The organism is Vibrio sp. A8-1, assembly GCF_013048685.1.
GTDB classification, from domain to species: domain Bacteria; phylum Pseudomonadota; class Gammaproteobacteria; order Enterobacterales; family Vibrionaceae; genus Vibrio; species Vibrio metschnikovii.
In genome coordinates this window covers 1-23,668 of record NZ_VHTC01000027.1, presented here as the reverse complement: position 1 = coordinate 23,668, position 23,668 = coordinate 1, and the positions used below count along the sequence as shown (strand labels likewise).

Annotated in this window: 20 protein-coding genes and 2 pseudogenes; 12 read left to right on the top strand and 10 right to left on the bottom strand. The window is 46.4% G+C overall.

What is annotated here, in order from left to right:
- The first annotated feature begins 57 nt into the window (after nt 1-57).
- The 8 genes from acs (at nt 58) to FKN93_RS13375 (ending at nt 8,311) form a co-directional block, all read left to right on the top strand.
- Nucleotides 58-2,004, top strand: a complete 1,947-nt coding sequence (acs, locus tag FKN93_RS13410) for an acetate--CoA ligase (protein WP_154169381.1) — start codon at nt 58-60, stop codon at nt 2,002-2,004.
- A gap of 322 nt (nt 2,005-2,326) precedes the next feature.
- Nucleotides 2,327-2,776: a type II 3-dehydroquinate dehydratase gene (aroQ, locus tag FKN93_RS13405; RefSeq protein WP_154169383.1), complete on the top strand. Its 450-nt coding sequence runs from the start codon at nt 2,327-2,329 to the stop codon at nt 2,774-2,776.
- 62 nt (nt 2,777-2,838) lie between these two features.
- Complete coding sequence (accB, locus tag FKN93_RS13400; RefSeq protein WP_170905283.1) at nt 2,839-3,294, top strand: acetyl-CoA carboxylase biotin carboxyl carrier protein; 456 nt, start codon at nt 2,839-2,841, stop codon at nt 3,292-3,294.
- A gap of 15 nt (nt 3,295-3,309) precedes the next feature.
- The gene (accC, locus tag FKN93_RS13395) at nt 3,310-4,653 is read left to right on the top strand and encodes an acetyl-CoA carboxylase biotin carboxylase subunit (RefSeq protein ID WP_040905716.1); all 1,344 of its coding nucleotides are present in this window, start codon (nt 3,310-3,312) and stop codon (nt 4,651-4,653) included.
- Nucleotides 4,654-4,844: 191 nt separating this feature from the next.
- On the top strand, nt 4,845-5,732 hold the full coding sequence (prmA, locus tag FKN93_RS13390; protein WP_170905282.1) for a 50S ribosomal protein L11 methyltransferase: 888 nt from the start codon (nt 4,845-4,847) through the stop codon (nt 5,730-5,732).
- A 139-nt stretch (nt 5,733-5,871) separates the two neighbouring features.
- Nucleotides 5,872-6,840: a tRNA dihydrouridine synthase DusB gene (gene dusB, locus FKN93_RS13385; RefSeq protein WP_040905646.1), complete on the top strand. Its 969-nt coding sequence runs from the start codon at nt 5,872-5,874 to the stop codon at nt 6,838-6,840.
- Nucleotides 6,841-6,863: 23 nt separating this feature from the next.
- Complete coding sequence (fis, locus tag FKN93_RS13380; RefSeq protein WP_004397332.1) at nt 6,864-7,160, top strand: DNA-binding transcriptional regulator Fis; 297 nt, start codon at nt 6,864-6,866, stop codon at nt 7,158-7,160.
- 179 nt (nt 7,161-7,339) lie between these two features.
- On the top strand, nt 7,340-8,311 hold the full coding sequence (locus FKN93_RS13375; RefSeq protein ID WP_004397333.1) for a LysR substrate-binding domain-containing protein: 972 nt from the start codon (nt 7,340-7,342) through the stop codon (nt 8,309-8,311).
- 544 nt (nt 8,312-8,855) lie between these two features.
- Here FKN93_RS13375 and FKN93_RS13370 read toward each other — a convergent pair.
- The 6 genes and pseudogenes from FKN93_RS13370 to zntR all read right to left on the bottom strand — a co-directional run bounded on the left by FKN93_RS13370 (nt 8,856) and on the right by zntR (nt 15,725).
- Nucleotides 8,856-9,134: a hypothetical protein gene (locus FKN93_RS13370; RefSeq protein WP_249374184.1), complete on the bottom strand. Its 279-nt coding sequence runs from the start codon at nt 9,132-9,134 to the stop codon at nt 8,856-8,858.
- Between the two features lie 80 nt (nt 9,135-9,214).
- Nucleotides 9,215-10,591, bottom strand: a pseudogene (locus FKN93_RS13365) (Orn/Lys/Arg decarboxylase N-terminal domain-containing protein); the annotation flags it as partial.
- A gap of 118 nt (nt 10,592-10,709) precedes the next feature.
- The gene (gene cadB, locus FKN93_RS13360; RefSeq protein WP_170905281.1) at nt 10,710-12,050 is read right to left on the bottom strand and encodes a cadaverine/lysine antiporter; all 1,341 of its coding nucleotides are present in this window, start codon (nt 12,048-12,050) and stop codon (nt 10,710-10,712) included.
- Between the two features lie 495 nt (nt 12,051-12,545).
- Nucleotides 12,546-13,430 (bottom strand): pyridoxal kinase PdxY, encoded by an 885-nt coding sequence (pdxY, locus tag FKN93_RS13355; RefSeq protein ID WP_170905291.1) that lies wholly within the window; start codon nt 13,428-13,430, stop codon nt 12,546-12,548.
- Nucleotides 13,431-13,550: 120 nt separating this feature from the next.
- Nucleotides 13,551-15,119: a lysine decarboxylation/transport transcriptional activator CadC gene (gene cadC, locus FKN93_RS13350; RefSeq protein WP_170905280.1), complete on the bottom strand. Its 1,569-nt coding sequence runs from the start codon at nt 15,117-15,119 to the stop codon at nt 13,551-13,553.
- A gap of 207 nt (nt 15,120-15,326) precedes the next feature.
- On the bottom strand, nt 15,327-15,725 hold the full coding sequence (gene zntR / locus FKN93_RS13345; protein WP_004397353.1) for a Zn(2+)-responsive transcriptional regulator: 399 nt from the start codon (nt 15,723-15,725) through the stop codon (nt 15,327-15,329).
- A gap of 21 nt (nt 15,726-15,746) precedes the next feature.
- Here zntR and FKN93_RS18120 point away from each other — a divergent pair.
- From FKN93_RS18120 to purD, 3 genes and pseudogenes are all read left to right on the top strand, one after another.
- Nucleotides 15,747-15,848 (top strand): annotated as a pseudogene (locus tag FKN93_RS18120) (phosphoribosylamine--glycine ligase); the annotation flags it as partial.
- Nucleotides 15,849-15,996: 148 nt separating this feature from the next.
- Nucleotides 15,997-17,589, top strand: coding sequence for a bifunctional phosphoribosylaminoimidazolecarboxamide formyltransferase/IMP cyclohydrolase (gene purH, locus FKN93_RS13335; RefSeq protein ID WP_170905279.1), 1,593 nt, complete (start codon nt 15,997-15,999; stop codon nt 17,587-17,589).
- A gap of 52 nt (nt 17,590-17,641) precedes the next feature.
- Nucleotides 17,642-18,931, top strand: coding sequence for a phosphoribosylamine--glycine ligase (gene purD, locus FKN93_RS13330; protein WP_170905278.1), 1,290 nt, complete (start codon nt 17,642-17,644; stop codon nt 18,929-18,931).
- Nucleotides 18,932-19,050: 119 nt separating this feature from the next.
- Here the strand turns inward: purD and FKN93_RS13325 are convergent, their stop codons facing one another.
- Together FKN93_RS13325 and hupA are read right to left on the bottom strand one after the other, a co-directional pair.
- Entirely contained in the window at nt 19,051-19,740 is a 690-nt protein-coding gene (locus FKN93_RS13325) for a DUF1481 domain-containing protein (protein ID WP_170905277.1), read from the bottom strand.
- 40 nt (nt 19,741-19,780) lie between these two features.
- The gene (gene hupA, locus FKN93_RS13320) at nt 19,781-20,053 is read right to left on the bottom strand and encodes a nucleoid-associated protein HU-alpha (protein ID WP_004397369.1); all 273 of its coding nucleotides are present in this window, start codon (nt 20,051-20,053) and stop codon (nt 19,781-19,783) included.
- 355 nt (nt 20,054-20,408) lie between these two features.
- Between hupA and FKN93_RS13315 the strand changes: the two genes are divergently transcribed.
- Nucleotides 20,409-21,479, top strand: a complete 1,071-nt coding sequence (locus FKN93_RS13315) for a hemolysin family protein (RefSeq protein WP_004397370.1) — start codon at nt 20,409-20,411, stop codon at nt 21,477-21,479.
- A gap of 44 nt (nt 21,480-21,523) precedes the next feature.
- On the opposite strand, the gene FKN93_RS13310 is transcribed toward FKN93_RS13315, so the two are convergent.
- Both FKN93_RS13310 and FKN93_RS13305 read right to left on the bottom strand, forming a co-directional pair.
- Nucleotides 21,524-22,768 carry a mechanosensitive ion channel family protein gene (locus tag FKN93_RS13310; protein ID WP_004397371.1) on the bottom strand — a complete coding sequence of 415 codons (1,245 nt, stop codon included), beginning with the start codon at nt 22,766-22,768 and terminating at the stop codon, nt 21,524-21,526.
- A gap of 92 nt (nt 22,769-22,860) precedes the next feature.
- On the bottom strand, nt 22,861-23,451 hold the full coding sequence (locus FKN93_RS13305) for a DUF416 family protein (RefSeq protein WP_004397372.1): 591 nt from the start codon (nt 23,449-23,451) through the stop codon (nt 22,861-22,863).
- Between the last annotated feature and the right edge of the window lie 217 nt (nt 23,452-23,668).

Below are 23,668 nucleotides of genomic sequence, written 5' to 3'. Positions count from 1 at the left end.
CCTCAAGTTGGTCTCAGAGCACAAGGGAATTTACCGCTTACACAAGGAGAGTTAGTCATGAGTGATGCCCATATTTATCCGGTCAAAGAGAGTGTCAAAGCGTGTACCCATGCCGACAACGACACTTATCTCGCTATGTATCAACAATCGGTTACCGATCCGGAAGGATTCTGGCGTGAACATGGCAAAATTGTTGATTGGATAAAACCCTTCAGCGTAGTGAAAAACACCTCGTTTGATACCGGACACGTTGACATTCGTTGGTTTGAAGATGGCACCTTGAATGTCTCGGCAAACTGCCTTGACCGTCATTTAGCAGAGCGTGGCGATCAGGTTGCCATTATTTGGGAAGGCGACGATCCCGCGAATGATACCACCCTGACTTATCGTCAGCTCCATCAACAAGTTTGCCGATTTGCTAACGTATTAAAAGCTCAAGGAGTACGTAAAGGCGATGTGGTGTGTTTATACATGCCCATGGTACCGGAAGCGGCTGTGGCGATGTTAGCCTGTACCCGAATTGGGGCCGTACATACTGTCGTTTTTGGCGGATTTTCGCCGGAAGCCCTCTCTGGACGGATCATCGACTCCGATGCCACCTTAGTGATCACCGCCGACGAAGGCGTGCGAGCTGGCCGCGCTGTCCCCTTGAAGAAAAACGTCGATGAAGCGCTGACTCATCCTGAGATTAAAACCATTAATAAGGTGATTGTTTTCCAACGCACCGGCGGTCAAGTCGACTGGCACGAACATCGAGATGTCTGGTGGCATGAAGCCATGGCTAGCGTCTCTGAACACTGCCCAGCCGAAGAGATGAAAGCCGAAGATCCACTATTTATTCTCTATACGTCAGGCTCGACAGGAAAACCAAAAGGTGTATTGCATACCACTGGTGGCTATTTGGTGTATGCGGCGATGACCTTTAAATACATCTTTGATTATCAGCCCCAAGAAACTTTCTGGTGCACCGCCGATGTGGGTTGGATAACTGGACACACTTATCTCCTCTATGGTCCATTAGCCAATGGTGCCAAAACCCTTTTATTTGAGGGTGTGCCAAATTATCCCGACACTAACCGTATGAGCCAAGTGGTCGATAAACACCAAGTCAATATCCTTTATACTGCACCAACCGCGATTCGGGCTTTGATGGCAAAAGGTGATGAGGCCATTAAAGGGACGCACCGTAGTAGCTTACGCATCATGGGCTCGGTGGGTGAACCGATTAACCCCGAAGCTTGGCAGTGGTATTACAAAACGATTGGTAACGAGCAATCTCCGATTGTCGATACTTGGTGGCAAACGGAAACAGGCGGCATTCTGATCAGTCCTCTACCTGGCGCGACCGCTTTAAAACCGGGTTCAGCTACACGTCCCTTCTTTGGTGTTCAACCCGCATTAGTCGACAATATGGGTAACCTTATCGAGGGCGCAAGTGAAGGTAACTTAGTGATCCTCGATTCATGGCCAGGGCAAATGCGCACCGTCTACGGCGATCATGAACGCTTTGAACAAACCTACTTCTCTACTTTCCAAGGTATGTACTTTACTAGCGATGGCGCACGTCGTGATGAAGATGGCTATTACTGGATAACCGGACGAGTCGATGATGTCTTAAACGTATCTGGCCACCGAATGGGTACCGCAGAGATCGAATCGGCCCTAGTTGCGTTTGATAAAATTGCCGAAGCGGCGATTGTGGGCATCCCACACGATATTAAAGGGCAAGCGATCTACGCTTACATTACCCTTAATCATGGCGTCTACCCTAGCGCTGAGCTACACAAAGAAGTCAAAGATTGGGTGCGTAAAGAGATTGGCCCTATCGCCACCCCAGATGTACTGCATTGGACCGACTCGCTGCCGAAAACTCGCTCAGGTAAAATCATGCGCCGTATTTTACGTAAAATTGCCACTGGAGATACTAGCAACTTAGGCGATACCTCAACGCTTGCCGATCCAAGCGTGGTCGATAAGTTGATTGCTGAACAAGCGCAGTTGTAAAAGAACAATCCGTGAGGTTCTAGGGCTAAGCCCTAGGATCTTAGTTTTATGTTCCTATTACCTACCTTTCCTCGAACCTAGAATCTTAATTCTAGGGCCTCAAGCTTCCCCCTCTTAAAGCCAGCCTTGACTAGCAATAGTCGTTCAAAAAAACACCCACCATAGTCATTAGACCAGTAAATTGCTGCCATTTGCGACGAATTAGCTATAATCGTGGTCAATTTCATAAAAACAGCGAACTTTTGACAAAAAAAGTAGGTCGAAAGTGCCATAATATGAAATTATCAGGTTACATCTCACGATAGAGGACGATAGCTACATAATGACCGCGAAATTACGCATTCTTGTCCTTAATGGTCCAAACTTAAACCTGCTGGGTTTACGTGAACCGGAACATTACGGCGCACAAACACTCAACCAGATCATCGATAAGTTGCGCCAACAAGCGGCACAGGCCGATGTAGCGTTAGATCACCTGCAATCTAACCGTGAGTATGAATTGATTGAAGCGATTCACCAAGCGCACAGTAAGGTGGATTTCATCATTATCAATCCAGCCGCTTTTACCCATACCAGTGTGGCACTCCGTGATGCTTTACTGGGTGTCGCTATACCATTTATCGAAGTGCATCTCTCTAACGTGCATGCACGCGAACCGTTTCGTCATCATTCCTATTTGTCTGATAAGGCACAAGGCGTGATCTGTGGTCTAGGTGCACAAGGCTATGAATTTGCTCTGTTGGCAGCGATTCACGCACTGCAAACAAAGTAACGCACAACATTCTACAGTCCTAATAGGGCTGTCTTACTCACAAGATAAAAGAGAAAGAACCAATGGATATTCGCAAAATAAAGAAATTGATTGAATTAGTGGAAGAGTCTGGCATTTCTGAGTTAGAAATCTCTGAAGGCGAAGAGTCGGTACGCATCAGCCGTCATAGCCCAGCTCCAACCACTCAAGTTCATTATGCTGCAGCACCGGCTGCTCCTGTCGCTGCACCCGTAGCGACTCCCGTTGCAACGGCTGAAGCGGCTCCTGTCGCCAAAGTGCCAACGGGTCATCAAGTATTGTCACCAATGGTTGGTACCTTCTACCGCTCACCAAGCCCAGAGTCAAAAAGCTTTATTGAAGTCGGCCAAAGTGTTTCCGCGGGTGATACCTTGTGTATCGTTGAAGCGATGAAAATGATGAACCAAATCGAAGCAGATAAATCTGGCGTCGTTACCGCAATTCTTGTCGAAGATGGTCAACCCGTTGAATTTGATCAGCCTCTTGTCGTCATCGAATAATCGAGGCCAATGGTTATGCTAGATAAATTAGTTATCGCGAACCGAGGCGAAATTGCGCTTCGTATTCTTCGCGCTTGTAAAGAATTAGGGATTAAAACGGTCGCGGTTCACTCCACCGCAGACCGTGACCTAAAACACGTTCTCCTCGCGGATGAAACGGTCTGTATCGGCCCAGCAAAAGGCATCGATAGCTACCTCAATATCCCACGCATTATTTCTGCCGCAGAAGTGACGGGGGCGGTTGCCATTCATCCCGGTTACGGATTTCTGTCTGAAAACGCCGACTTTGCTGAGCAAGTCGAGCGCAGTGGCTTTATCTTTGTCGGCCCAAGAGCAGAAACCATCCGCTTAATGGGTGATAAAGTATCAGCCATTAACGCCATGAAAAAAGCCGGCGTACCTTGCGTACCTGGCTCGGATGGTCCTCTCGATGGTGACGAAGCAAAAAATAAAGCCCACGCGAAACGCATCGGCTATCCCGTGATCATCAAAGCCTCTGGCGGCGGCGGCGGTAGAGGCATGCGCGTGGTACGCTCAGAAGCCGAGTTGATCACCGCGATCAACATGACTCGTGCAGAAGCCAAAGGTGCCTTTAATAATGACATGGTTTATATGGAGAAATTCCTCGAAAACCCACGTCATATTGAGGTTCAAGTACTGGCCGATGGTCAAGGTAATGCGATTCATCTTGGTGAACGCGATTGCTCAATGCAACGTCGTCACCAAAAAGTGGTCGAAGAAGCGCCAGCACCGGGCATCAATGAAGAAGTACGTAAATACATTGGTGAACGCTGTACGCGTGCTTGTATTGAAATTGGCTATCGCGGCGCTGGTACTTTTGAGTTTCTGTATGAAAACGGCGAGTTCTACTTCATTGAAATGAACACCCGAATTCAGGTTGAACATCCCGTAACAGAAATGATCACTGGGGTTGATTTGATCAAAGAGCAATTACGTATTGCCGCTGGCCAACCACTCTCCTTTACGCAAGACGATATTAAGATCCGCGGCCATGCCGTCGAATGTCGTATTAACGCTGAAGATCCGGAGCGATTCTTACCTTCTCCGGGCACGATCACCCGTTTCCATTCTCCAGGTGGCATGGGCGTTCGTTGGGAATCGCACATTTACGCAGGTTATACCGTACCGCCTTACTACGATTCGATGGTCGGCAAACTGATCACGTATGGTGAAAACCGTAATGTCGCGCTAGCCCGTATGCGTAATGCGCTCGATGAAATGATTATTGAAGGGATTAAAACCAATATTCCTTTGCAAGAAATCATTATGAATGACGAAAACTTCCAAAATGGTGGCACAAACATCCACTATCTTGAGAAGAAACTCGGTATGAAATAATAGCATCGCGCCTCAATTGCTATCATGCCCACTTCGGTGGGTATTTTTTTGCCGGCTATTACCCTCTTATCTCTCCTCGTAGGATGCTCATCAATCCAGTCCTTTCAGTCGAGATAACTTCAGGTAGGAAGCGAGCCGACAAACCTGCTAAACTCTGCGCCAATAACCGCGAATAAAAGAGAGCCCATGCCATGCCTTGGATTCAAATCAAACTGAATGCTACTAATGAAAATGCTGAAGCGATCAGCGATATGTTAATGGAAGAGACCGGTGCTTTATCGGTGACCTTACTCGATGCAAAAGATACCCCTGTCTTTGAACCGCTACCGGGTGAGACTCGTTTGTGGGGCGATACTGACCTATTAGCCTTGTATGACGCCGAAGTCGATACCCCAAGTATCCTTGCTCAAATCCGTGACAGCCAACTCCTTGCCGACGACTTCTCGTATAAAATCGAGCAAATAGAAGACAAAGATTGGGAGCGGGAATGGATGGATAACTTCCATCCGATGAAGTTTGGTGAACGGTTATGGATCTGCCCAAGCTGGCGCGACATCCCCGATCCTAACGCCGTCAATGTCCTACTTGACCCAGGCTTGGCGTTTGGTACCGGCACACACCCAACAACCGCACTGTGTTTACAATGGCTTGATTCACTCGATCTGAGCGGCAAAACCGTGATCGACTTTGGCTGTGGCTCCGGCATTCTTGCGATTGCTGCGATTAAACTCGGTGCCGCGAAAGTGATCGGTATTGATATCGATCCGCAAGCACTGCAAGCATCCAAAGACAACGCCGAGCGCAATGGCGTCGCCGATAAAATTGAGGTTTACCTACCGCAAAATCAACCAGAGAATTTAGTCGCTGATGTCCTAGTTGCCAATATTTTAGCGGGCCCATTACGTGAGCTTTCTGCGGTAATTAAAAGCTTAATTAAACCAGGTGGTCTGTTGGCAATGTCTGGCGTGCTGAATACGCAAGCCGAAGACGTGGCGACCTATTATCGTGATCAATTAGACATAGACCCAATTATTGAGCAAGAAGAGTGGTGTCGGATCACTGGCCGCAAGCAAGATTAATGAAGAGTTTATCAGTTAATTGATTGAAATATAGGCAATTTACAAAAACAATTGCCCAATGCTCAAATATTAGTCTTTTCACACCGTAAAAAAATGCGTAAAATGCGCGCCCTTACTGGTATGAAGCTGTGAAGACGTTTTGAAAATCGGAAATCATCAACTTAACAATAACCTCATCGTGGCTCCGATGGCTGGAGTCACCGATAGGCCGTTTCGTGAGTTGTGTCTCCGTTATGGTGCAGGAATGGCCGTCAGTGAAATGATGTCCTCCAATCCCGCACTATGGAAAACCGATAAATCGAAAAACCGCATGGTGCATCAAGGCGAATCGGGCATTCGCTCAGTACAAATTGCAGGTAGCGATCCACAGCAGATGGCAGAAGCCGCTCAGTTCAGTGTTGAAAACGGTGCGCAAATCATCGATATCAATATGGGCTGTCCGGCAAAAAAAGTGAATAAAAAGCTCGCGGGTTCTGCATTACTCCGTTATCCGGATGTGATTGAACACATTCTTAAAGCGGTCGTCGATGCAGTCAAGGTTCCTGTCACCCTCAAAACCCGAACGGGCTGGGACACAGACAATAAAAACTGTGTTTATATCGCTCAATTAGCCGAAAACTGCGGCATACAGGCGTTTGCGCTTCATGGGCGAACTCGTACCTGTATGTACAAAGGAGAGGCAGAATACGACAGCATTAAAGCCGTTAAACAGGCGATCAGCATTCCTGTCATCGCGAACGGAGACATTGATTCTCCGCAAAAAGCGAAACAGGTGTTGGATTATACCGGTGCTGACGCTTTAATGATTGGTCGGCCTGCCCAAGGTCGTCCATGGATTTTTCAGGAAATCCAACACTATTTGGAAAGCGGTACCACCATGCCTGAACTTCCGGCTCAGGAAGTAAAAGACATTTTGCTTGGTCATGTGCACGCTCTCCATCAGTTTTATGGTGAGTATTTAGGGCCTAGAATTGTGCGTAAGCACGTAGGCTGGTACCTAAAAGAACATGAACAAGCCAGTGAGTTTCGCCGTATCTTCAATGCGCTTGAAGCAGCTCCGCTGCAGATAGAAGCACTTGAAGGTTATTTTGATAACGTTGCATCATAATTAAGAGAAGAGCTAGACCGAATATGTTCGAACAAAATCTGACTTCAGAAGCTTTAACCGTAACTACCGTAACTTCACAAGATCAAATCACGCAAAAACCATTGCGCGACTCCGTTAAAGCGTCTCTTAAAAACTACCTTGCCCAGTTAAATGGTCAGGAAGTGACTGAACTCTACGAATTAGTTCTAGCCGAAGTTGAACAGCCACTATTAGACATCATCATGCAATACACTCGCGGTAACCAAACTCGCGCAGCAACCATGATGGGTATCAACCGCGGCACTCTTCGTAAGAAACTGAAAAAATACGGCATGAATTAATTTCAGCATCAGGCTACAAAATTCATCAAGGCTTACCACGGTAAGCCTTTTTTATTGATTCTTCACTTGCTCTGACAAGATAAATATTGTTATAACAATCCCTTATCGATATAACTGAAAAGCATGCCACTAGCTGGCATGTCCGATGATACAGCCGAGTCAACCTCAGGAGATCACCCATGAAATTACAGCAACTGCGCTACATCCGAGAGATACAGCGCAATGGCTATAATATCTCGTTAACCTCAGAAAAACTGTTTACCTCACAGCCGGGGATCAGTAAACAGGTGGCATTACTAGAGGGAGAACTCGGCGTACAAATTTTTGAGCGGCAAGGTAAGCATCTATCAGGCGCAACCGAAATTGGCCAACAAATCATTCAAGAAGCGAGCAAAATGCTCGAAATTGAAGAGAAAATCAAAGCTATCTCTGCTAGCGTTACCGCGCCCGACCGCGGAAGAATGAACATTCATACCACCAACGCTATCGCGAAATTTTTACTGCCCGAAACTGTACGCTACTTTATGAATAAATACCCTAAAGTCTCGCTGCACATGGGCACCATCGAACCTGATAGCCGTGGTAATACCCTACCAACAGGCCCGTATGACTTCTCTGTCGTTGCCCAAGAAATTGACGAACAAGCCGATTTAACCGTGCTACCCGCCTATAAATGGTCACTGAGCTTAATTTTGCCACTCAACCACCCTTTGGCGAACGTCGAAAACATTACTCTTGAGCAACTGGCTCAAGAAAAATTAATCAGCTACGAATTAAAATCAACCGGTCGTATGGCCATCGATGACGCATTTGCCAAGCGCGGACTGACTCCGACGTACATCGTTACCGCTATGGATGCTGAGGTGATCAAAGAGTACGTTAGACTGGGCGTGGGAGTGGGGCTTATCGCCTCTGTTGCCACCCACACGATGAGTGATAGTATTGTCGTTCGCTCTCTCGAAGGCTTAGTACCAGACTGCTATGCTTGGTTGTGTTATAGCAAAAACCTGTTTTTACAGCAATACATGTATGATTTTATTGCTAAATTCGCCCCTCATTTGACTCGAACAATGATCGAGCAAACCGCACACCTTTCCAAAGCTGAGCTGACTAAATGGTTTGAAGATATGAATCTGATGACCTACCGCTAATGTTTATCTGAATAACACCGTTCGGTGGTATCGGCGCAAGATGCCACCGGATGTCGATATCATTGCCGCTTGATCATCACTCCCTCCTTGTCATTCATACATCGCTCGTATCAATTGAGTCGCAAAGATAAATTAACACTTGAAATGTGAATAATAACAATTATTATTCACATCCTTGTTATTAACCCGTTGATCATTACTCTTACACTACGTCGATAACTCATGATGCTAATGGTTAGCGAGTCACCCTCACTAGTCGTCAATGAAGTGTGAGCTTACGAGAAGATAGTGTACATAGGTATTAAGAAGCGGCTCTGGCCGAAAGCCAGAGCCTGTTTTGATTAGATATTGGACTGATAATTCCAGGGCAAGAACTGTTGTGGATTAGCCTTAACTTCACTTTCCATTCGCTGTATCGTATTAAAGTAATCCAGCACATTTATACCCGCTTCGGCTGATGTCGCTATCATCGCCATGATCACATCCGCAATGCTCGCACCAGCCTGTGTTTTATGGAACAGGGCATTTTTTCGGTTGCGAGCAACTAGCTTGAGTGCTTGCTCCGCTCGGTTAAATCAGGCTCTATCTGTAACGGAACAAAATCAGGAGCGGACGACTTAACGGGAAGTTGCTTGCGCCAGTCATTGAGCTGGGTGGTGCAGATCCGTAGTGCTTTGGTCACGTGACTGATCGGATATTCTTCAAGCAGCTTGAGTGCTAAGCAGCGTAGTTCATCGGGGATACTGGCATGTTTATTAATGCGGGTTTGTCGCCAGTGCTCAAAGTCAGCAGTGGCCTGAATCAGGTTTTTCTGGTTTTGCATGGTGCCTTCCTTATATTGGATAAGCACTTAGTAAACCAGAGCTGGCGAGTTAAGTTGAGCTATGCTGCCGTAAGCTCACCAATATTCTCTGGCTGCCATACATCGAAGAACCAGCTATCACTTTCACCTTTTAACCGTTTGATCTCTTTACGAAAACGTACTGTTCGATCAATAGAATCTTGCATCAACTTACGGCCTGTATTGCCACGCATCATCGCCGCTGCAGTTTCGGTTGACGCCACAATCCCGTATTGAGGTGAAGTCGAGGTGTGCATCATAAAGGCTTCATTAAACGACTCTTTATCAAACTCACCTTTGATATGAATCATCGAAGCTTGTGAGAACGCGGCCAGCAGCTTATGGGTTGATTGCGTTTCATAGAACACTTTACCCGGCATCGCCTGCCCACTCATGCCACATTTGCCGTCATAAATGGAGTTAAAGTTAGTATAAGGTACCCAAGCACTGTCGAAGTGGATGTGTTTGCACTCTAACGACTCTTTGATGAATTGCGTGTTGTAGAGTAGGCCATCATAAGTAGAGTTGGTAATAACAGCGTAGCTCGGCGCGCTTGCACCCGGAGTCTTCGCCACTTTTTCTGCGATCACTTCGCGGCTAAATTCGCGTTGTGGAATACCACCTAAAATACCGTAAGCATTACGCGTCGGACGGAAATAAATCGGCGTGACATCGGTCATCATCATCAAATGGGTCAGAGACTTATGACAGTTACGATCCACCAACACCGTACTTCCTGCTGGTGCAGAATACATACCCACGATTTTGTTCGATGTTGACGTTCCGTTCGTCACTATGTATGAGCTATCGGCATTAAAGGTACGAGCGATATACTCTTCAGCTTCTTTATGTGGCCCAGAGTGATCCAATAGCGAGCCAAGTTCAGGCATCGAAATAGAGACATCCGCCTTAAAGGTATTCGGGCCATAAAAATCGTAGAAAATACTCCCCGCAGGGCTTTTTTGAAATGCCGTTCCGCCCATATGTCCCGGAGTACAGAAGGTATATTTCCCTTCTTCGACGTATTTAAACAGCGCTTTGGTGAACGGAGGCATAATGGCGTCTTTGTATTCTTGCGTCGCCTGATTAATTTTGATCGCAATATCATCAGCCATGCCTAGTGCGTACTCAAAAAAACTGACATTCAAACGCAAATCCGTCAGTGAAATATCCAAGGTGGATTGTTCGTTAGCAAAAGCGTGCACAGGCAGTTTTTCATTGACGTTGCTGATCCGCTCACAAAGCTCTAGAGAGTATTTATCCCAGTCAAATAGCACCCCACAAATTCGAGGATTCATCTCAATCAATTTGATCAGATCTTTATCATCAACCGGATAAACCACGTCATAACCAGCCTTTTCTAAAGCCGCATGCAGCTGACGAACTGGCTCTTCTTTAAAGAACACACCCATGTGGTTCAAAATAGCAAAAATATTCATTTGGACATCTCCAAGACGAAGAAAGGCGCTCCCTATCCATTGCGATAGTGAGGAGAAGAAGCACCAAGGGGTAAATGAACGCTAGCGGTGCATGTTAACCATGCCCTAGCGAGGGAAATTAAGCCGCTGACACGGGCTGATCGTTTTTATGTAATTCCATGTACTGAGCCAGCCCTGCTTTTTTGCTGTAGAACATCAAAATCACTAATGACATGATAAAGGTGGCAGTTAACGTTGTTCCTTCCGCTCCCGCTAACGCCACCATACAAAATGCGCTAGCCACACCGGAAAACAACATCACAAACCCATTGCGAGTCGTCATACCTTCAAAACGAATCAAGTTAATACTGGAATAGAAATACGGCAGCATGGTGAGCAACACCGCATCGGTTGTGAGTTGACTAAAGATATCGGCGGCGTGGGCCGTTTGAGAACTAAAGACCATCAAGATACTCATCAACGCTGTCATTTTGATTGATGCGAGAATTAAGCCTTTCTTGGGTACACCATTGTTATCCGTATCACCGTAAATTTTCGGGAAGTTGCCATCACTTGCGGCGCGTTTTCCCGCTTCGCCAACCAACATCATCCAAGAACCTAATGACGTAAAACAAGCTAATGCCGTGAATGCTGAAACGAACGGAGCAGACCAACTGCCAAAGAGTGCTGTGGTGGCAAGCGCAAAGGGAGCACCGGATGCAGCCACTTCTGCCGCTGGGAACATACCACTGATCATTTGGGTAGAGAGGATATAAATAACCCCAGCTAACGCGGTGCCCAGCATAGTCGCTAATGGCACGGTGCGTTTAGGATTATGGACCATACCCGATGACACCGCGGCCGATTCGACACCAACAAAAGACCACAAACAAATCAGCACCGCGCTAATGATCGCATGGTTATCACTGCCAGCAGAGACGTTCCAGTTCTGTTGATAAGTTGCCATATCAAAGTGAGTCCAGCCCAGTAACGCCGTTCCTAATACAGGCACTAGAATTAATGCCAAGCCAAAAGTACATAAGCGACTAACCCAGCTACCTCCTAATAAATTAACTAAGGTAAATAACCATACCGCAGCAATGGTCGCCAGTCCGGCTGGCACAGGGTTGTTCAAAATTGGGAAGAAAACAGAAAGGTAAGACACCCCAGTGATAGCAATCGCTAAGTTACCAATCCAGTTTGCACGGTAATAAAGCACCCCGGCTTGAAAACCAAACACTGGTGAGACTTCACCTGCATACGCAATCGGGCCACCTTGTTGTGGGTTTTTGGTCGCTAAGCGAGCAAATACAAAAGCCAAACTCAGCGCTCCGATAATACAGATAATCCAACTAAATAGAGAAATAGAACCAACCGTTGCTAGGCTTGAGGGTAACAAGGCAATGCCACTGCCCATCATGTTCCCAGCCACTACCCCGGTACAGGCGATGACGCCAATTTTTTTGGTATTCGATGACATAACGTCTCCCGATATTTTCTACGAGCCACAGGCTCAAACCATAATGAGCAAGATGCGTGGTTGGCGAATAGGCCACTGCGACGTCTTACTGAATTTGGCTGCAGCTTACGCCGAAAAGTCGTAGAAAAAATAAGGATATCGTTATCAATAAAATAATGACTGAATCCGTATATCTTTAGATAAAGACAAGAAAAATAAAAATAAACCTCTATATTTTTCATATAGATAATAACAATAACAACCAAACCTCACAAAAGGTAAAAAGATAAAGATCAGGATAAAGGTCTTGCGCTACTGAGATAAGTTGACGTGATCAAGCGATTGAAAGGACAAAAAGGAAAATCATGTTCACCAAAACAAAACCGAACCGCGTTTTTCTGATGAGCATGATTTAGCGAAGAGGGATTAAGAGATAAAAGATAAACGATAAAAGATAAGAACAAAGTAGAGAAAGGACAGCCGACGCCATCCCTAGGGTCTGTTGACCTTTCGCGATTAAATCGACGGTTTATCTGCGTTCGCCAATAATGGCCTCGCCGTAAAATCAACCGCCGAAAGATCGGCAAATGCCTCTTGGGCTGGAATAATTTGCAATTCCCACTCCTCACGATGCGCGGTTTCTTTTAAAACGCGATAAACCGCGTGGTTACACAGCTCAAATGATTTTACAGGATCATGGTTATTCAGATAATGGCCGGTAAACAGCGAGGTGATTAAATCACCCACGCCAACGGGTTGACGGGCAAAGTCCAGTAACGGCCGAGTAACAATGAACAATCCATCCGCACAGCCCATTAACATCGTAAATTCATCTTCTGACGCACTATGTAGATGTTTGACTAAGACAATTTTCGGGCCCATGGTCAAGGCGCGTTGACACGCCTTGATCGCCGACGACAAATCGGTAATTTCGAGCCCAGTAAAATGGGTTAACTCAAACTGGTTAGGTACAATAATATCCGCTTGTTTCATGATCCGCTCACAGAGCGCTTCCGTTACCTCAGGACTGACCACACAGCCCTTCATCGGATCACCCATGACGGGATCGCAGATATACAAAGCGTGAGGATTCGCCGCCTTCACGCGCTCAACGGTCTCTAAAATTTCATCAGCCTGCGTGCCGCTTCCCATATAACCAGAAATGATCGCTTTCACGTCGCGGGTCACATCAATACTGATTAATCCATTAATCAGCTCCGTGATGCAGCCCAATGGCATCACCTGGCCTGTCCAGCCCTGCGCGTATTGGGTGTGGTTGGAAAATTGAACCGTATGAATCGGCCAGACGATATGCCCTAAGCGTTGCAAAGGAAACACCGCCGAACTGTTACCGGCGCAGCCATAGACCACATGAGATTGGATAGAAAGAATACCTTGCATCATCGCCTCAAAAAGAGCACATCGCTCCTAATATAAATACATCAACATCACAATATACGTACTGACAACAGTGGCGATAAAGTCATTATTCATTGTGTTACTTAAATCTATGCCTTGTATTTATAGCACCGTCGTCACCGAAGGATGCACCGCACGATAAAGCGCATAATCTATCGATTTAAGGTTGCTATAAAAAGCTAAATTTTCACATAACAGGTACGTTTCGAGCGAAATATCCATATAAAACGCCTCACTGTAAGCTTCACTGGCACGCTCGGTATCGCCTTGTAATTCAGCAAGCTTACCCAATAACACATTACCAAACACCGATTCACGAACACTGAGCGCTTGTTGCAAATACGCATCGGCCCGCAGTGGATTGTCGCGGATAATTTCATGCAATGCTAAAGCTTCAAAAATACGTGGTTGCGACAAAGGGTGGCCCTGATCGACAGCAAGTAGTAACTGTTGGGTTAATTGATTAGCACGGTCAACACTCAGTGATTGTCTAGGGTCGAGGGCCGTTTGTACGTAATAGGCAACCAATAATTCCGCTTGTAAATAGTGATTGATTGGCTCCATTTGCAACGCCTCTTCGAGTAGTCGGATCCCCTCTGTAAAAGACGAAGGTTGAGAAACGTTCAAATAATGATGTGCACGAACAAGCTTCAGTAATGCTTGCTGGTTCTCAGGCATCGCCGCCATCAATAACGATGCTTTATTCTCTGCATCGGGTACGGCCAAAGCCTGCATTAATTCCGATGAGGCTTTCTCTATCACCTGCTTGATTTGCGGTAAGACCAATGGATATTGACGACTAAAAAGCGTAGTCCCTGAAGCATTATTTCGATACTCCACATCCAGATAAGTATGCCCCGCCTGATCCTGAATCTTCACCGTGACGGTCTTACCCGGTAAAACGCCCGCCACAAAACGAGCCTTACTCAGTCGCACTCGATAATGACTCACCTGGGCGATATCAGCCGCGAGTTTTTGGACTAAACCATCCGATAACTCGATATGGTCTTGATCCTGAATCAACGTCTCTTGGAAAGTAAACTCAATTAAGTGAGTATCCATTGCTTGAGTGATGTTGGTTTCGGATTGGTAGTAGGTAAATACCCCAAAAGCGATAATTAAGGCGCTGATCCAAAGTACATCAAAAGCTATTGATTTCCAGCGACGAATCTCAATCTTATCTCGCCGAGTGGCGGGCTTGCGGCTGTTTAATGCTCGAGTTAATGGCCCTGCTGGAAAGATCATATCCGTAGACCCAATATCCAACTCTTGATGCTGATGCGGTTCGACATCACGCTCTGAGTCATCATCTACAAGGGTATGATTGTCGTCAACGCTCGGCTCTGGGGCGATTTCAGTGACGCTGGCAACCAGTTTATAACCACGTTTGGGAACCGTGATCAAATAGTGAATACTTTCTTCTCGACCATCACGTAATAGCTTTCTTAACTCAAAAATAGATTGCGTGACCACCTGATCGGTGACAATCGCACCGCCCCAGACATGCTCTATTAACTGCTCACGACAAAAGACTTCCCCTGGATTTTTTGCAAGAAAATACAGAAGGTTAATTAATCTTGGCTCGACCGAAACTTCCCTATCTTGGCGATACAATTTATTTTCATCAACGTTTAATCTCCAATCGTTGATTTGAAAATGCATTCCAACCATGTGTGTACCATGAAGTATCAGTATCCCCCGTGGCTGTGGCGTTGGCTACGTTCACTCACTTGCCGCTGACCTGCTACATTCAGTCATTGGGGGATAGGCAATGATTAAGTGACATTTATGTCATTTAATCAAGAAGGGCGGGATTATATAAAGATTTAGATCAACCGACTAATTATCCGACAAACTAAAAATGCAAACTAAGGTTGGTTATTCCAACGCCGCTAAAATGGAACAGTGACTGGCATCGTCATCGGTGTCACCACAGCAGGCATCATTGATCTTTTTTAATGCGATGCGAATACGCGTTAACTCAGCAATTTTCTCATCAATTAACGTCAGTTTCGCGCTGGTGATCGATTTCACTTCAGCGCAACTGTGTTCGGTCGCTTCAAGCTTAATTTCCAGTAATTCTTTAATTTCGTCCAAACTCAAGCCCAGTGCTTTGGCTTTTAAAATAAAGCTCACTTGGCGCTGATTAGCCTCACTGTATAAGCGATAACCCGATTCGCTACGCCCCGCAGGTTTGATTAAACCGTTTTTCTCATAAAAACGTAGGGTATCGCTCGATACGCCACAACGCTTAGCTAACTCGCCGATCTGAAACATTGATTTTCCTCCGTAAAGCCAATGGATTTTTTACTTGAAAAAATGACTTTTAACGATTATTTTCCTCATGCCAAACGATTGCGCAAGACCTTTAACCAGAATTTGGCTAGAATATGCGCCATCTTCACACAAGAACAACACTCATCATCGGCGCATGACATTACCGTGCTTGGGATGAGAAGGCGCTTTGTGGTAAAACATTTTGATTATACCCAAGTCATCCGTGATTGCTTGGGCAAATACACTCCATCAATGAAAGGAAAGTGGAAGCATGAACAACGCTCGCCCTATTCGCCGCGCTCTGATCAGCGTCTCTGATAAAACGGGTATTCTTGAATTCGCTCAAGCACTTGCAGAACGTGACGTAGAACTTCTCTCAACGGGCGGCACCGCTCGCCTTTTAGCCGAGCATGGCCTCACTGTGACAGAAGTGTCTGATTATACTGGCTTTCCAGAAATGATGGATGGACGCGTAAAAACGTTACACCCGAAAGTGCATGGCGGAATCTTAGGCCGTCGTGGTCAAGATGACGCCATCATGGCAGAACATGACATTCAACCAATCGATATGGTGGTGGTAAACCTGTATCCCTTTGCTGATACCGTTGCGAAAGCCGGTTGCACATTAGCCGATGCGGTTGAGAACATCGACATTGGTGGGCCAACCATGGTGCGTTCTGCGGCGAAAAACCATCAAGACGTAACGATCGTGGTCAATGCCCACGACTACTCACGTGTGATTGCAGAAATGGATGCTAACGACAACGCTCTAACTCTAGATACCCGTTTCGATCTCGCCATTGCTGCTTTTGAACATACCGCCGCTTACGATGGCATGATAGCCAACTACTTCGGCACGCGGATTCCCTCTTATGGCGACAATCAAGAAGGGGATGAGGACTCCAAGTTCCCAAGAACTTTTAATGCGCAGTTCATCAAAAAACAAGACATGCGCTACGGCGAAAACAGCCATCAAGCGGCAGCGTTTTATGTAGAAGCTCACCCACAAGAAGCCTCAGTCGCGACCGCGCGTCAAATTCAAGGCAAAGCATTGTCGTACAACAATATTGCCGATACCGACGCTGCGCTTGAATGTGTGAAAGAGTTCGCTGAACCCGCGTGTGTGATTGTCAAACACGCGAATCCATGCGGCGTCGCCTTAGGTAGCGATATTCTTCAAGCCTACAACCGCGCTTACCAAACCGACCCAACCTCAGCCTTTGGTGGCATTATTGCTTTTAACCGCGAGCTCGATGCGGACACAGCAACGGCAATTATTGAACGCCAATTTGTCGAAGTGATCATCGCTCCAAGCGTTTCTGAGCAAGCGGCTGAGATTATCGCGGCGAAAAAGAATGTTCGCTTACTGGCGTGCGGTGAATGGTCGAGTAAAACGACTGGTTTCGATCTCAAACGAGTTAACGGTGGCTTGTTGGTACAAGATCGCGACCAAGGTATGGTTACTGTTGATGATCTTAATGTTGTTACCACTCGTCAACCGACGGAAGAAGAGCTTAAAGATGCACTGTTCTGTTGGAAAGTCGCGAAATACGTTAAATCGAACGCGATTGTTTACGCCAAAGGAGATATGACCATCGGTGTCGGCGCAGGACAAATGAGCCGGGTGTATTCGGCTAAAATCGCCGGTATTAAAGCTGCTGACGAAGGTTTGCAAGTCGAAGGCTGCGTAATGGCTTCTGATGCTTTCTTCCCTTTCCGTGACGGAATCGATGCAGCAGCCCAAGCGGGAATCAAGTGTGTCATTCAACCCGGTGGTTCCATGCGCGATGATGAAGTGATTGCTGCCGCCAATGAACACGGAATGGCAATGATCTTTACCGGAATGCGTCATTTCCGTCATTGATTTAGGTTCTAGGCTCTAGGTCCTAGAGCCTTTAAAATTTAAGGAAGTCATTATGCAAGTTCTCGTTATTGGTTCTGGTGGCCGTGAGCACGCTCTGGGTTGGAAAGTCGCACAGAATCCTCAAGTTGAAACCGTCTTTGTCGCTCCGGGTAATGCGGGGACCGCGCTTGAACCTAAGCTAGAAAACGTCAATATTGCCGTAGAAGATATTGCCGGTTTAGTCGCCTTTGCTCAGCAAAAAAACATTGCCCTCACCATTGTTGGCCCTGAAATCCCTCTCGTGCTTGGCGTGGTTGATGCATTCCGTGACGCGGGACTAGCGATTTTCGGCCCCACTCAAGCGGCGGCGCAATTAGAAGGTTCAAAAGCCTTTACCAAAGATTTTCTCGCTCGCCATAATATTCCGACCGCCGCTTACGCTAACTTTACCGAGATTGAGCCAGCGCTGGCTTATGTACGTGAACAAGGCGCACCGATCGTCGTCAAAGCCGATGGTCTGGCGGCGGGTAAAGGGGTCATTGTTGCGATGACGCTGCAAGAAGCCGAAGACGCCATTCAAGATATGTTGGCGGATAATAGCTTTGGCGAGGCGGGCAGCCGCGTCGTCATTGAAGAGTTTCTCGATGGCGAAGAAGCCAGTTTTATCGTCATGGTCGATGGTAAAAATGTACTGCCGATGGCCACCAGCCAAGATCATAAACGCGTTGGTGATGCTGATACTGGCCCAAATACTGGCGGAATGGGCGCTTACTCTCCTGCCCCGGTCGTCACTCAAGACGTACACGATCGTGTGATGCGTGAAGTGATTTACCCCACTGTGCGCGGCATGGCAGCGGAAGGTAACCCTTACACAGGTTTTCTCTACGCGGGATTGATGATTGATGCTCAAGGCACACCGAAAGTGATTGAATACAATTGCCGCTTTGGTGACCCTGAAACCCAACCGATTATGATGCGACTGCAATCAGATTTGGTTGAGCTGTGCTTAGCGGCGCTGGATGGCAGACTTGATCAAGTAGAATCGAAATGGGATCCACGTGCATCGATTGGCATTGTGCTTGCCGCCGGTGGTTACCCAGCCGATTATCGTAAAGGAGACGTAATTTCTGGTTTGCCGACGCAAGAAGTCGCTGGAGAGAAAGTCTTCCACGCTGGTACCAGTAATCAATCAGGCGCTGTGGTGACCAACGGGGGACGAGTATTATGCGCCACGGCATTAGGAGAAAACGTCTTCCAAGCTCAGCAGCGCGCTTATCAGCTCGCTAAGCAAATAGAGTGGCAAGGCATGTTCTATCGCCATGACATTGGCTACCGAGCGATTGCTCGTGAGCAAGCAAAATAGACGTTGCGACCATTACTGATGACCAAGCCATAATCAAAAAGCCGGATCACCGGCTTTTTGATTTTCTGATTCTTGTCTCAATCAAGCATCTCTAACCGATGGTCTTTTTATCTAAGTATTTAATCGGCATCAATCAATGCTGGTTGAGTCATGCAAGTTCTGTCAGGTTCTGCCACTGATAACACGCTGTCGACTTGCAACTGAGCACTGCTCACTCTACCCAACAAGGCAACATAATGAGGAGTTTTCAAACGTTCCATGACATGCTCTGGCGTAGTCAACGGCCAGATCACTTGCGAAAAACGACGTCCGGTACAGCTGGTTAAGCTTTGTCCGTCCCACACACCTTGATATAAAGACCAACCTTGACGAGCTTGCTGCTTGCTCATTGCTACCAGTTGCTGCGCTTGCTGCAAATACTCACTACGCTGCTCTAAGTTTAATGGCAACACTTTACCATCAACACGAAATTGCTGATAAACCGCTTCCCCTTGTTGGTTAAAGCGCACATGCACGCGGTAAGGGACCAATTGCGCGCCTCTTAGCTGCATGCCTTCACGCACCACTTCACGCACAGAACCAGACTCCCAGCGATAATTGGTTTGATACCAGCCATAGTCGCCCATTAGTACCTGATCAGCACCATGAGCCGGACGATTTTGATATTCGGTATACCAATAGAAATGCGTCGCATCGCCCATCGTTTGACCACCGACATAGTCATTACGTTGATCAAGATTGGCATGAGGAACCGAAGAAGCACAGCCGATAAGAAGCAGGGTAAGAAGAAGTGAGAGGAATTTTTTCATGATAGAGACGCCGAGATAGAATATCTCGGCGTAGTATAAATTACTTCAATGAATCTTTCAGTGCTTTCCCGGCAACAAATGCTGGAACATTAGCGGCTGAAATTTGGATCTCTTCACCGGTTTTTGGATTACGGCCAGTACGCGCCGCACGGTGATTAACTTTAAATGTACCAAAACCAATTAGTTGAACTTGGTCGCCCTCTTTAAGTGCACCTTCAACCGCACCAAGAGTCGCTTCAAGAGCAGCTTTAGCCTGTACTTTAGAAAGATCTGCTTTCTCTGCAATAAAGTCGATTAATTGGGTCTTGTTCATTAGGTTTCCCTTCTTATAGGTTATCAAATCGAACCCACTCTAAAACATAAATGCCCTATCTGGCAAAGGTTTGTCGTATCCGTTGTGCTTCTCTGACGTACTTTTAACCATAATATGAGTATTCACTCACAATTTACTGTATTTTCAAGCCTCGCCTGACCTTGTTTTAACCCACCAGCGCCTTTATTTATAGACAAAGACGATCAAACTCTCTACTGATTGGATACCCATAACTTGGAATAGTCAGCCAGTAGCAATGAACGAGAATCTTGACCTTGAAGTGAACAAGTATAGCGATATAGAGTAGCTATACTGTGTCAATAATCCGGAAAATGAACCTATTATTAAGGCTGTTATGCTGCTATTAAGCTTATACGTGACTATCGCGATTGGCGTTTCTTTTATTTGCTCCGTATTAGAGGCTGTACTGCTCAGTATCACTCCAAGCTACCTAGCTCAATTACGACAGCAAGATCACCCAAGTGCTGAAAAACTCTCGCTGATAAAAGCAGATATTGATCGCCCGTTAGCTTCAATCCTCACTTTAAATACCATCGCCCACACCGTCGGTGCAGCAAGTGCTGGTGCTCAGGCAAGCCTTGTTTTTGGTAACCAGTGGCTGGGATTATTTTCGGCATTGCTAACCTTAGCTATCTTAGTCTTATCTGAGATTATCCCCAAAACCTTGGGTGCCACCTATTGGCGTCAATTAGCACCTATCTCTGCCAATGTATTGCATTGGATGATTTGGGCTTTAAGCCCCTTCATTTGGTTTTCACAACAGATCACGAAACGTTTAGCCCCTCAGCAACCATCGATAAAATTGCGTGATGAACTCTCCGCGATGGCATTAATGGCTAATGAAAGTGGCGAGTTAGCCGAAGGAGAGTCGAAAATACTCAACAATCTGCTCTCCATTAGCGATGTTCCCGTCACTCAAGTCATGACACCGCGGACGGTACTTTTCAGAGTCAGTGCCGATATGAGCATTGATGAGTTTTTGCATGAACATAGTGACACACCATTTTCACGACCACTGATTTATAGCGGAGAGACAGATAATGTGATTGGTTTTGTGCACAGACTAGAGCTATTCAAATGGCAACAAAACCATCAAGGCGCTCAGAAACTCGGTAATGTGATGCGCCCGTTGCATGTTGTGCTTAACACACAAACCTTACCGAAAGCGTTTGATCAGATGATGAAAAAACGTCAGCAGCTCGCGTTAGTCGTCGATGAATATGGCAGCGTGCAAGGCTTGCTAACCCTAGAAGATGTGTTTGAACACCTTGTCGGTGAAGAGATCCTTGACGAAGCAGACAAAGTCACCGACATGCAACAATTAGCCACTGAACGCTGGGAACAATGGAAAGAGGCACATGGCGTTATTGAAAGCCGAGACGAGGATGAGTCAGATCGTCGATAATATCTCATCCTCTGACGGCTAAGCTCGATGATGTGATCTTGGCCTTAGGGTGCTTTTTGCCATTGGCGGAAATCGTTGCCCGTCGGAGCTTGGGATACGCGCAGACCAAATTCGGGTAAGACCGCATAAAGGTGATCAAAAATATCCGACTGAATGCGCTCATACTCAACCCAAACGGTCGTGGCAGTGAAACAGTACAGCTCTAAGGCGATGCCTTCATGGGTTGGTGCAAGCTGACGGACCATCAAGGTCATATGCTGATGAATCTCTGGATGAGCCCGCAGGTAACGCTCTAAGTAAGCGCGAAAACTGCCTAAGTTCGTTAATCTTCGGCCATTAATAGGGCTACTTTCATCAACGTGATGCTCACGATTATAAACGGTGATTTCTTGTACTTTTTGCTTAATATACGGTTCTAATAACTGTGCATGAGTTAAGCGCTCAATAGCCTGTTCCGTTAAAAACTGAACACTCGTCGCATCCACTAAAACACTGCGCTTAATGCGTCGACCACCAGCCTCACGCATCCCCTTCCAGTTCTTAAAAGAGTCGGAGATCAGGGCATAAGTTGGAATCGTGGTGATGGTACGATCCCAGTTTTGCACTTTGACCGTGGTTAAGCTGATGTCAATCACATCGCCATCTGCGCCATATTTGGGCATCTCTAACCAATCACCGACACTGAGCATTTTATTGGCCGATAACTGCACCCCTGCGACTAAGCCCAAAATTGGGTCTTTAAACACCAACATGATCACCGCCGTCATCGCACCGACACCACTGAGAAGCAGTACCGGCGACTTACCGATTAATATCGACGTCACTAATAACGTGGCAATAATAAATAAAATGATTTTGAGGCTTTGGTTTAACCCTCGTAATGGCATCGTGCGGCCAACGGCGGTTCTCGATAGCAAGATTTCCAACACATTAAGCAACGAGTAAAAGGCTAACAGCCCATATACCACCACCCATAACGCCACCAAGGTCAGTATCACCTCACGTAAAGCACTGTCTTGTGATAACCACAGTTGGGTTTGCACACCGATGACCGCGCCTTGGATCAATAAAGCAATGCGACTGAATAAATTGCCAGCAAACAGCACATGTCGCCAAGAGGCTTGAGAGTCATCGGCATGTTGTTTTAACCATCTCACCACCCCCCGATGAAGGAAAACATGAATCGCAACAGCAATCAGTACAATCAATCCCAAAGCCTCAGCAATAGGGATAATTCTTGATAGTTCAATATCATACTGACTCAGCCATTGAGCCATTGATTCCAGCATGGGGCACTCCTTAAAATTGAAGTTGGATGATGAATATCGCTCGCAATACTCAAACGACGTAGCGCCGTAAATAAACAGAGTATCGGGGGTAACTAGCCTAACGTTAAGCCAATATTGCTCATACAGTCATCACGTAGTTCATGGCGCAGGTCTTTAATCAACTCAATATCTCGCTCGGTAACTTCACGCAAGGGTCTAAAAATCGCCCATTGCACATCCCATTCAGCGCACACCGCTTCATTGCTCTTTTGGTTGTCATTGGTGATCACTTCACCGGTTTGCGCCTCTTCTAACTGAGCCACCGTACGCACCGAAATTTGACTGACTTTTTGCATCGATTCATAGAGGTCATCTCGGTCAAGCAAACCATGCAATAACGTCGCCAGCGCTTCACAAGCGTCAATCGCTGGATAGACTAAATACAGCTCAAACGCTTCCGTCGTTGGGATCAATTCTTCGAGCTTCTCTAGCTGACGATCAAAGTCAATCTTGGCATTTTTAACGGTCATTAATTCCCAAACGCTATCCAAAATATCACGATAACGACGTGCATCAGCAAATTCTGTTTGCTGACAAAATAGAGCGTAATTAGGATACATGCGCTCACAAAGGCAAGCCATAAAGGTAATCTGTTGCCAAGGTTCAAACTTCTCAAGACGAAGCTGCAAAGGATTCTGTAACATAGTCACTCTAATGATGGAGGAAAAAAGACCTTGAAAGTGTACTGGATAACGAGAGGGGAAAGCAACAAAGCGGCGAGGATGGTAGAAAAAACGTAAGCGTTCACCGAGGTATCTTGACTTACCATGCCTGAAGAAGCATGTGCAGTTTATAGATCAAAAACGTTCGGGTACGGTTTCTTCTCAACGACTGACGTGATGATTTCACTCAGAACTGACA

Bases quoted from the DNA above. Each gene is read 5' to 3' on its own strand.
- fis (WP_004397332.1), top strand. From the start codon at position 6,864: ATGTTCGAACAAAATCTGACTTCAGAAGCTTTAACCGTAACTACCGTA.
- hupA (WP_004397369.1), bottom strand. From the start codon at position 20,053: ATGAACAAGACCCAATTAATCGACTTTATTGCAGAGAAAGCAGATCTT.
- purD (WP_170905278.1), top strand. From the start codon at position 17,642: ATGCAAGTTCTCGTTATTGGTTCTGGTGGCCGTGAGCACGCTCTGGGT.
- prmA (WP_170905282.1), top strand. From the start codon at position 4,845: ATGCCTTGGATTCAAATCAAACTGAATGCTACTAATGAAAATGCTGAA.
- FKN93_RS13310 (WP_004397371.1), bottom strand. From the start codon at position 22,768: ATGCTGGAATCAATGGCTCAATGGCTGAGTCAGTATGATATTGAACTA.
- cadB (WP_170905281.1), bottom strand. From the start codon at position 12,050: ATGTCATCGAATACCAAAAAAATTGGCGTCATCGCCTGTACCGGGGTA.
- pdxY (WP_170905291.1), bottom strand. From the start codon at position 13,430: ATGCAAGGTATTCTTTCTATCCAATCTCATGTGGTCTATGGCTGCGCC.
- aroQ (WP_154169383.1), top strand. From the start codon at position 2,327: ATGACCGCGAAATTACGCATTCTTGTCCTTAATGGTCCAAACTTAAAC.
- FKN93_RS13370 (WP_249374184.1), bottom strand. From the start codon at position 9,134: ATGCAAAACCAGAAAAACCTGATTCAGGCCACTGCTGACTTTGAGCAC.
- FKN93_RS13375 (WP_004397333.1), top strand. From the start codon at position 7,340: ATGAAATTACAGCAACTGCGCTACATCCGAGAGATACAGCGCAATGGC.
- FKN93_RS13305 (WP_004397372.1), bottom strand. From the start codon at position 23,451: ATGTTACAGAATCCTTTGCAGCTTCGTCTTGAGAAGTTTGAACCTTGG.
- accC (WP_040905716.1), top strand. From the start codon at position 3,310: ATGCTAGATAAATTAGTTATCGCGAACCGAGGCGAAATTGCGCTTCGT.
- FKN93_RS13315 (WP_004397370.1), top strand. From the start codon at position 20,409: ATGCTGCTATTAAGCTTATACGTGACTATCGCGATTGGCGTTTCTTTT.
- acs (WP_154169381.1), top strand. From the start codon at position 58: ATGAGTGATGCCCATATTTATCCGGTCAAAGAGAGTGTCAAAGCGTGT.
- cadC (WP_170905280.1), bottom strand. From the start codon at position 15,119: ATGGTTGGAATGCATTTTCAAATCAACGATTGGAGATTAAACGTTGAT.
- purH (WP_170905279.1), top strand. From the start codon at position 15,997: ATGAACAACGCTCGCCCTATTCGCCGCGCTCTGATCAGCGTCTCTGAT.
- FKN93_RS13325 (WP_170905277.1), bottom strand. From the start codon at position 19,740: ATGAAAAAATTCCTCTCACTTCTTCTTACCCTGCTTCTTATCGGCTGT.
- accB (WP_170905283.1), top strand. From the start codon at position 2,839: ATGGATATTCGCAAAATAAAGAAATTGATTGAATTAGTGGAAGAGTCT.
- zntR (WP_004397353.1), bottom strand. From the start codon at position 15,725: ATGTTTCAGATCGGCGAGTTAGCTAAGCGTTGTGGCGTATCGAGCGAT.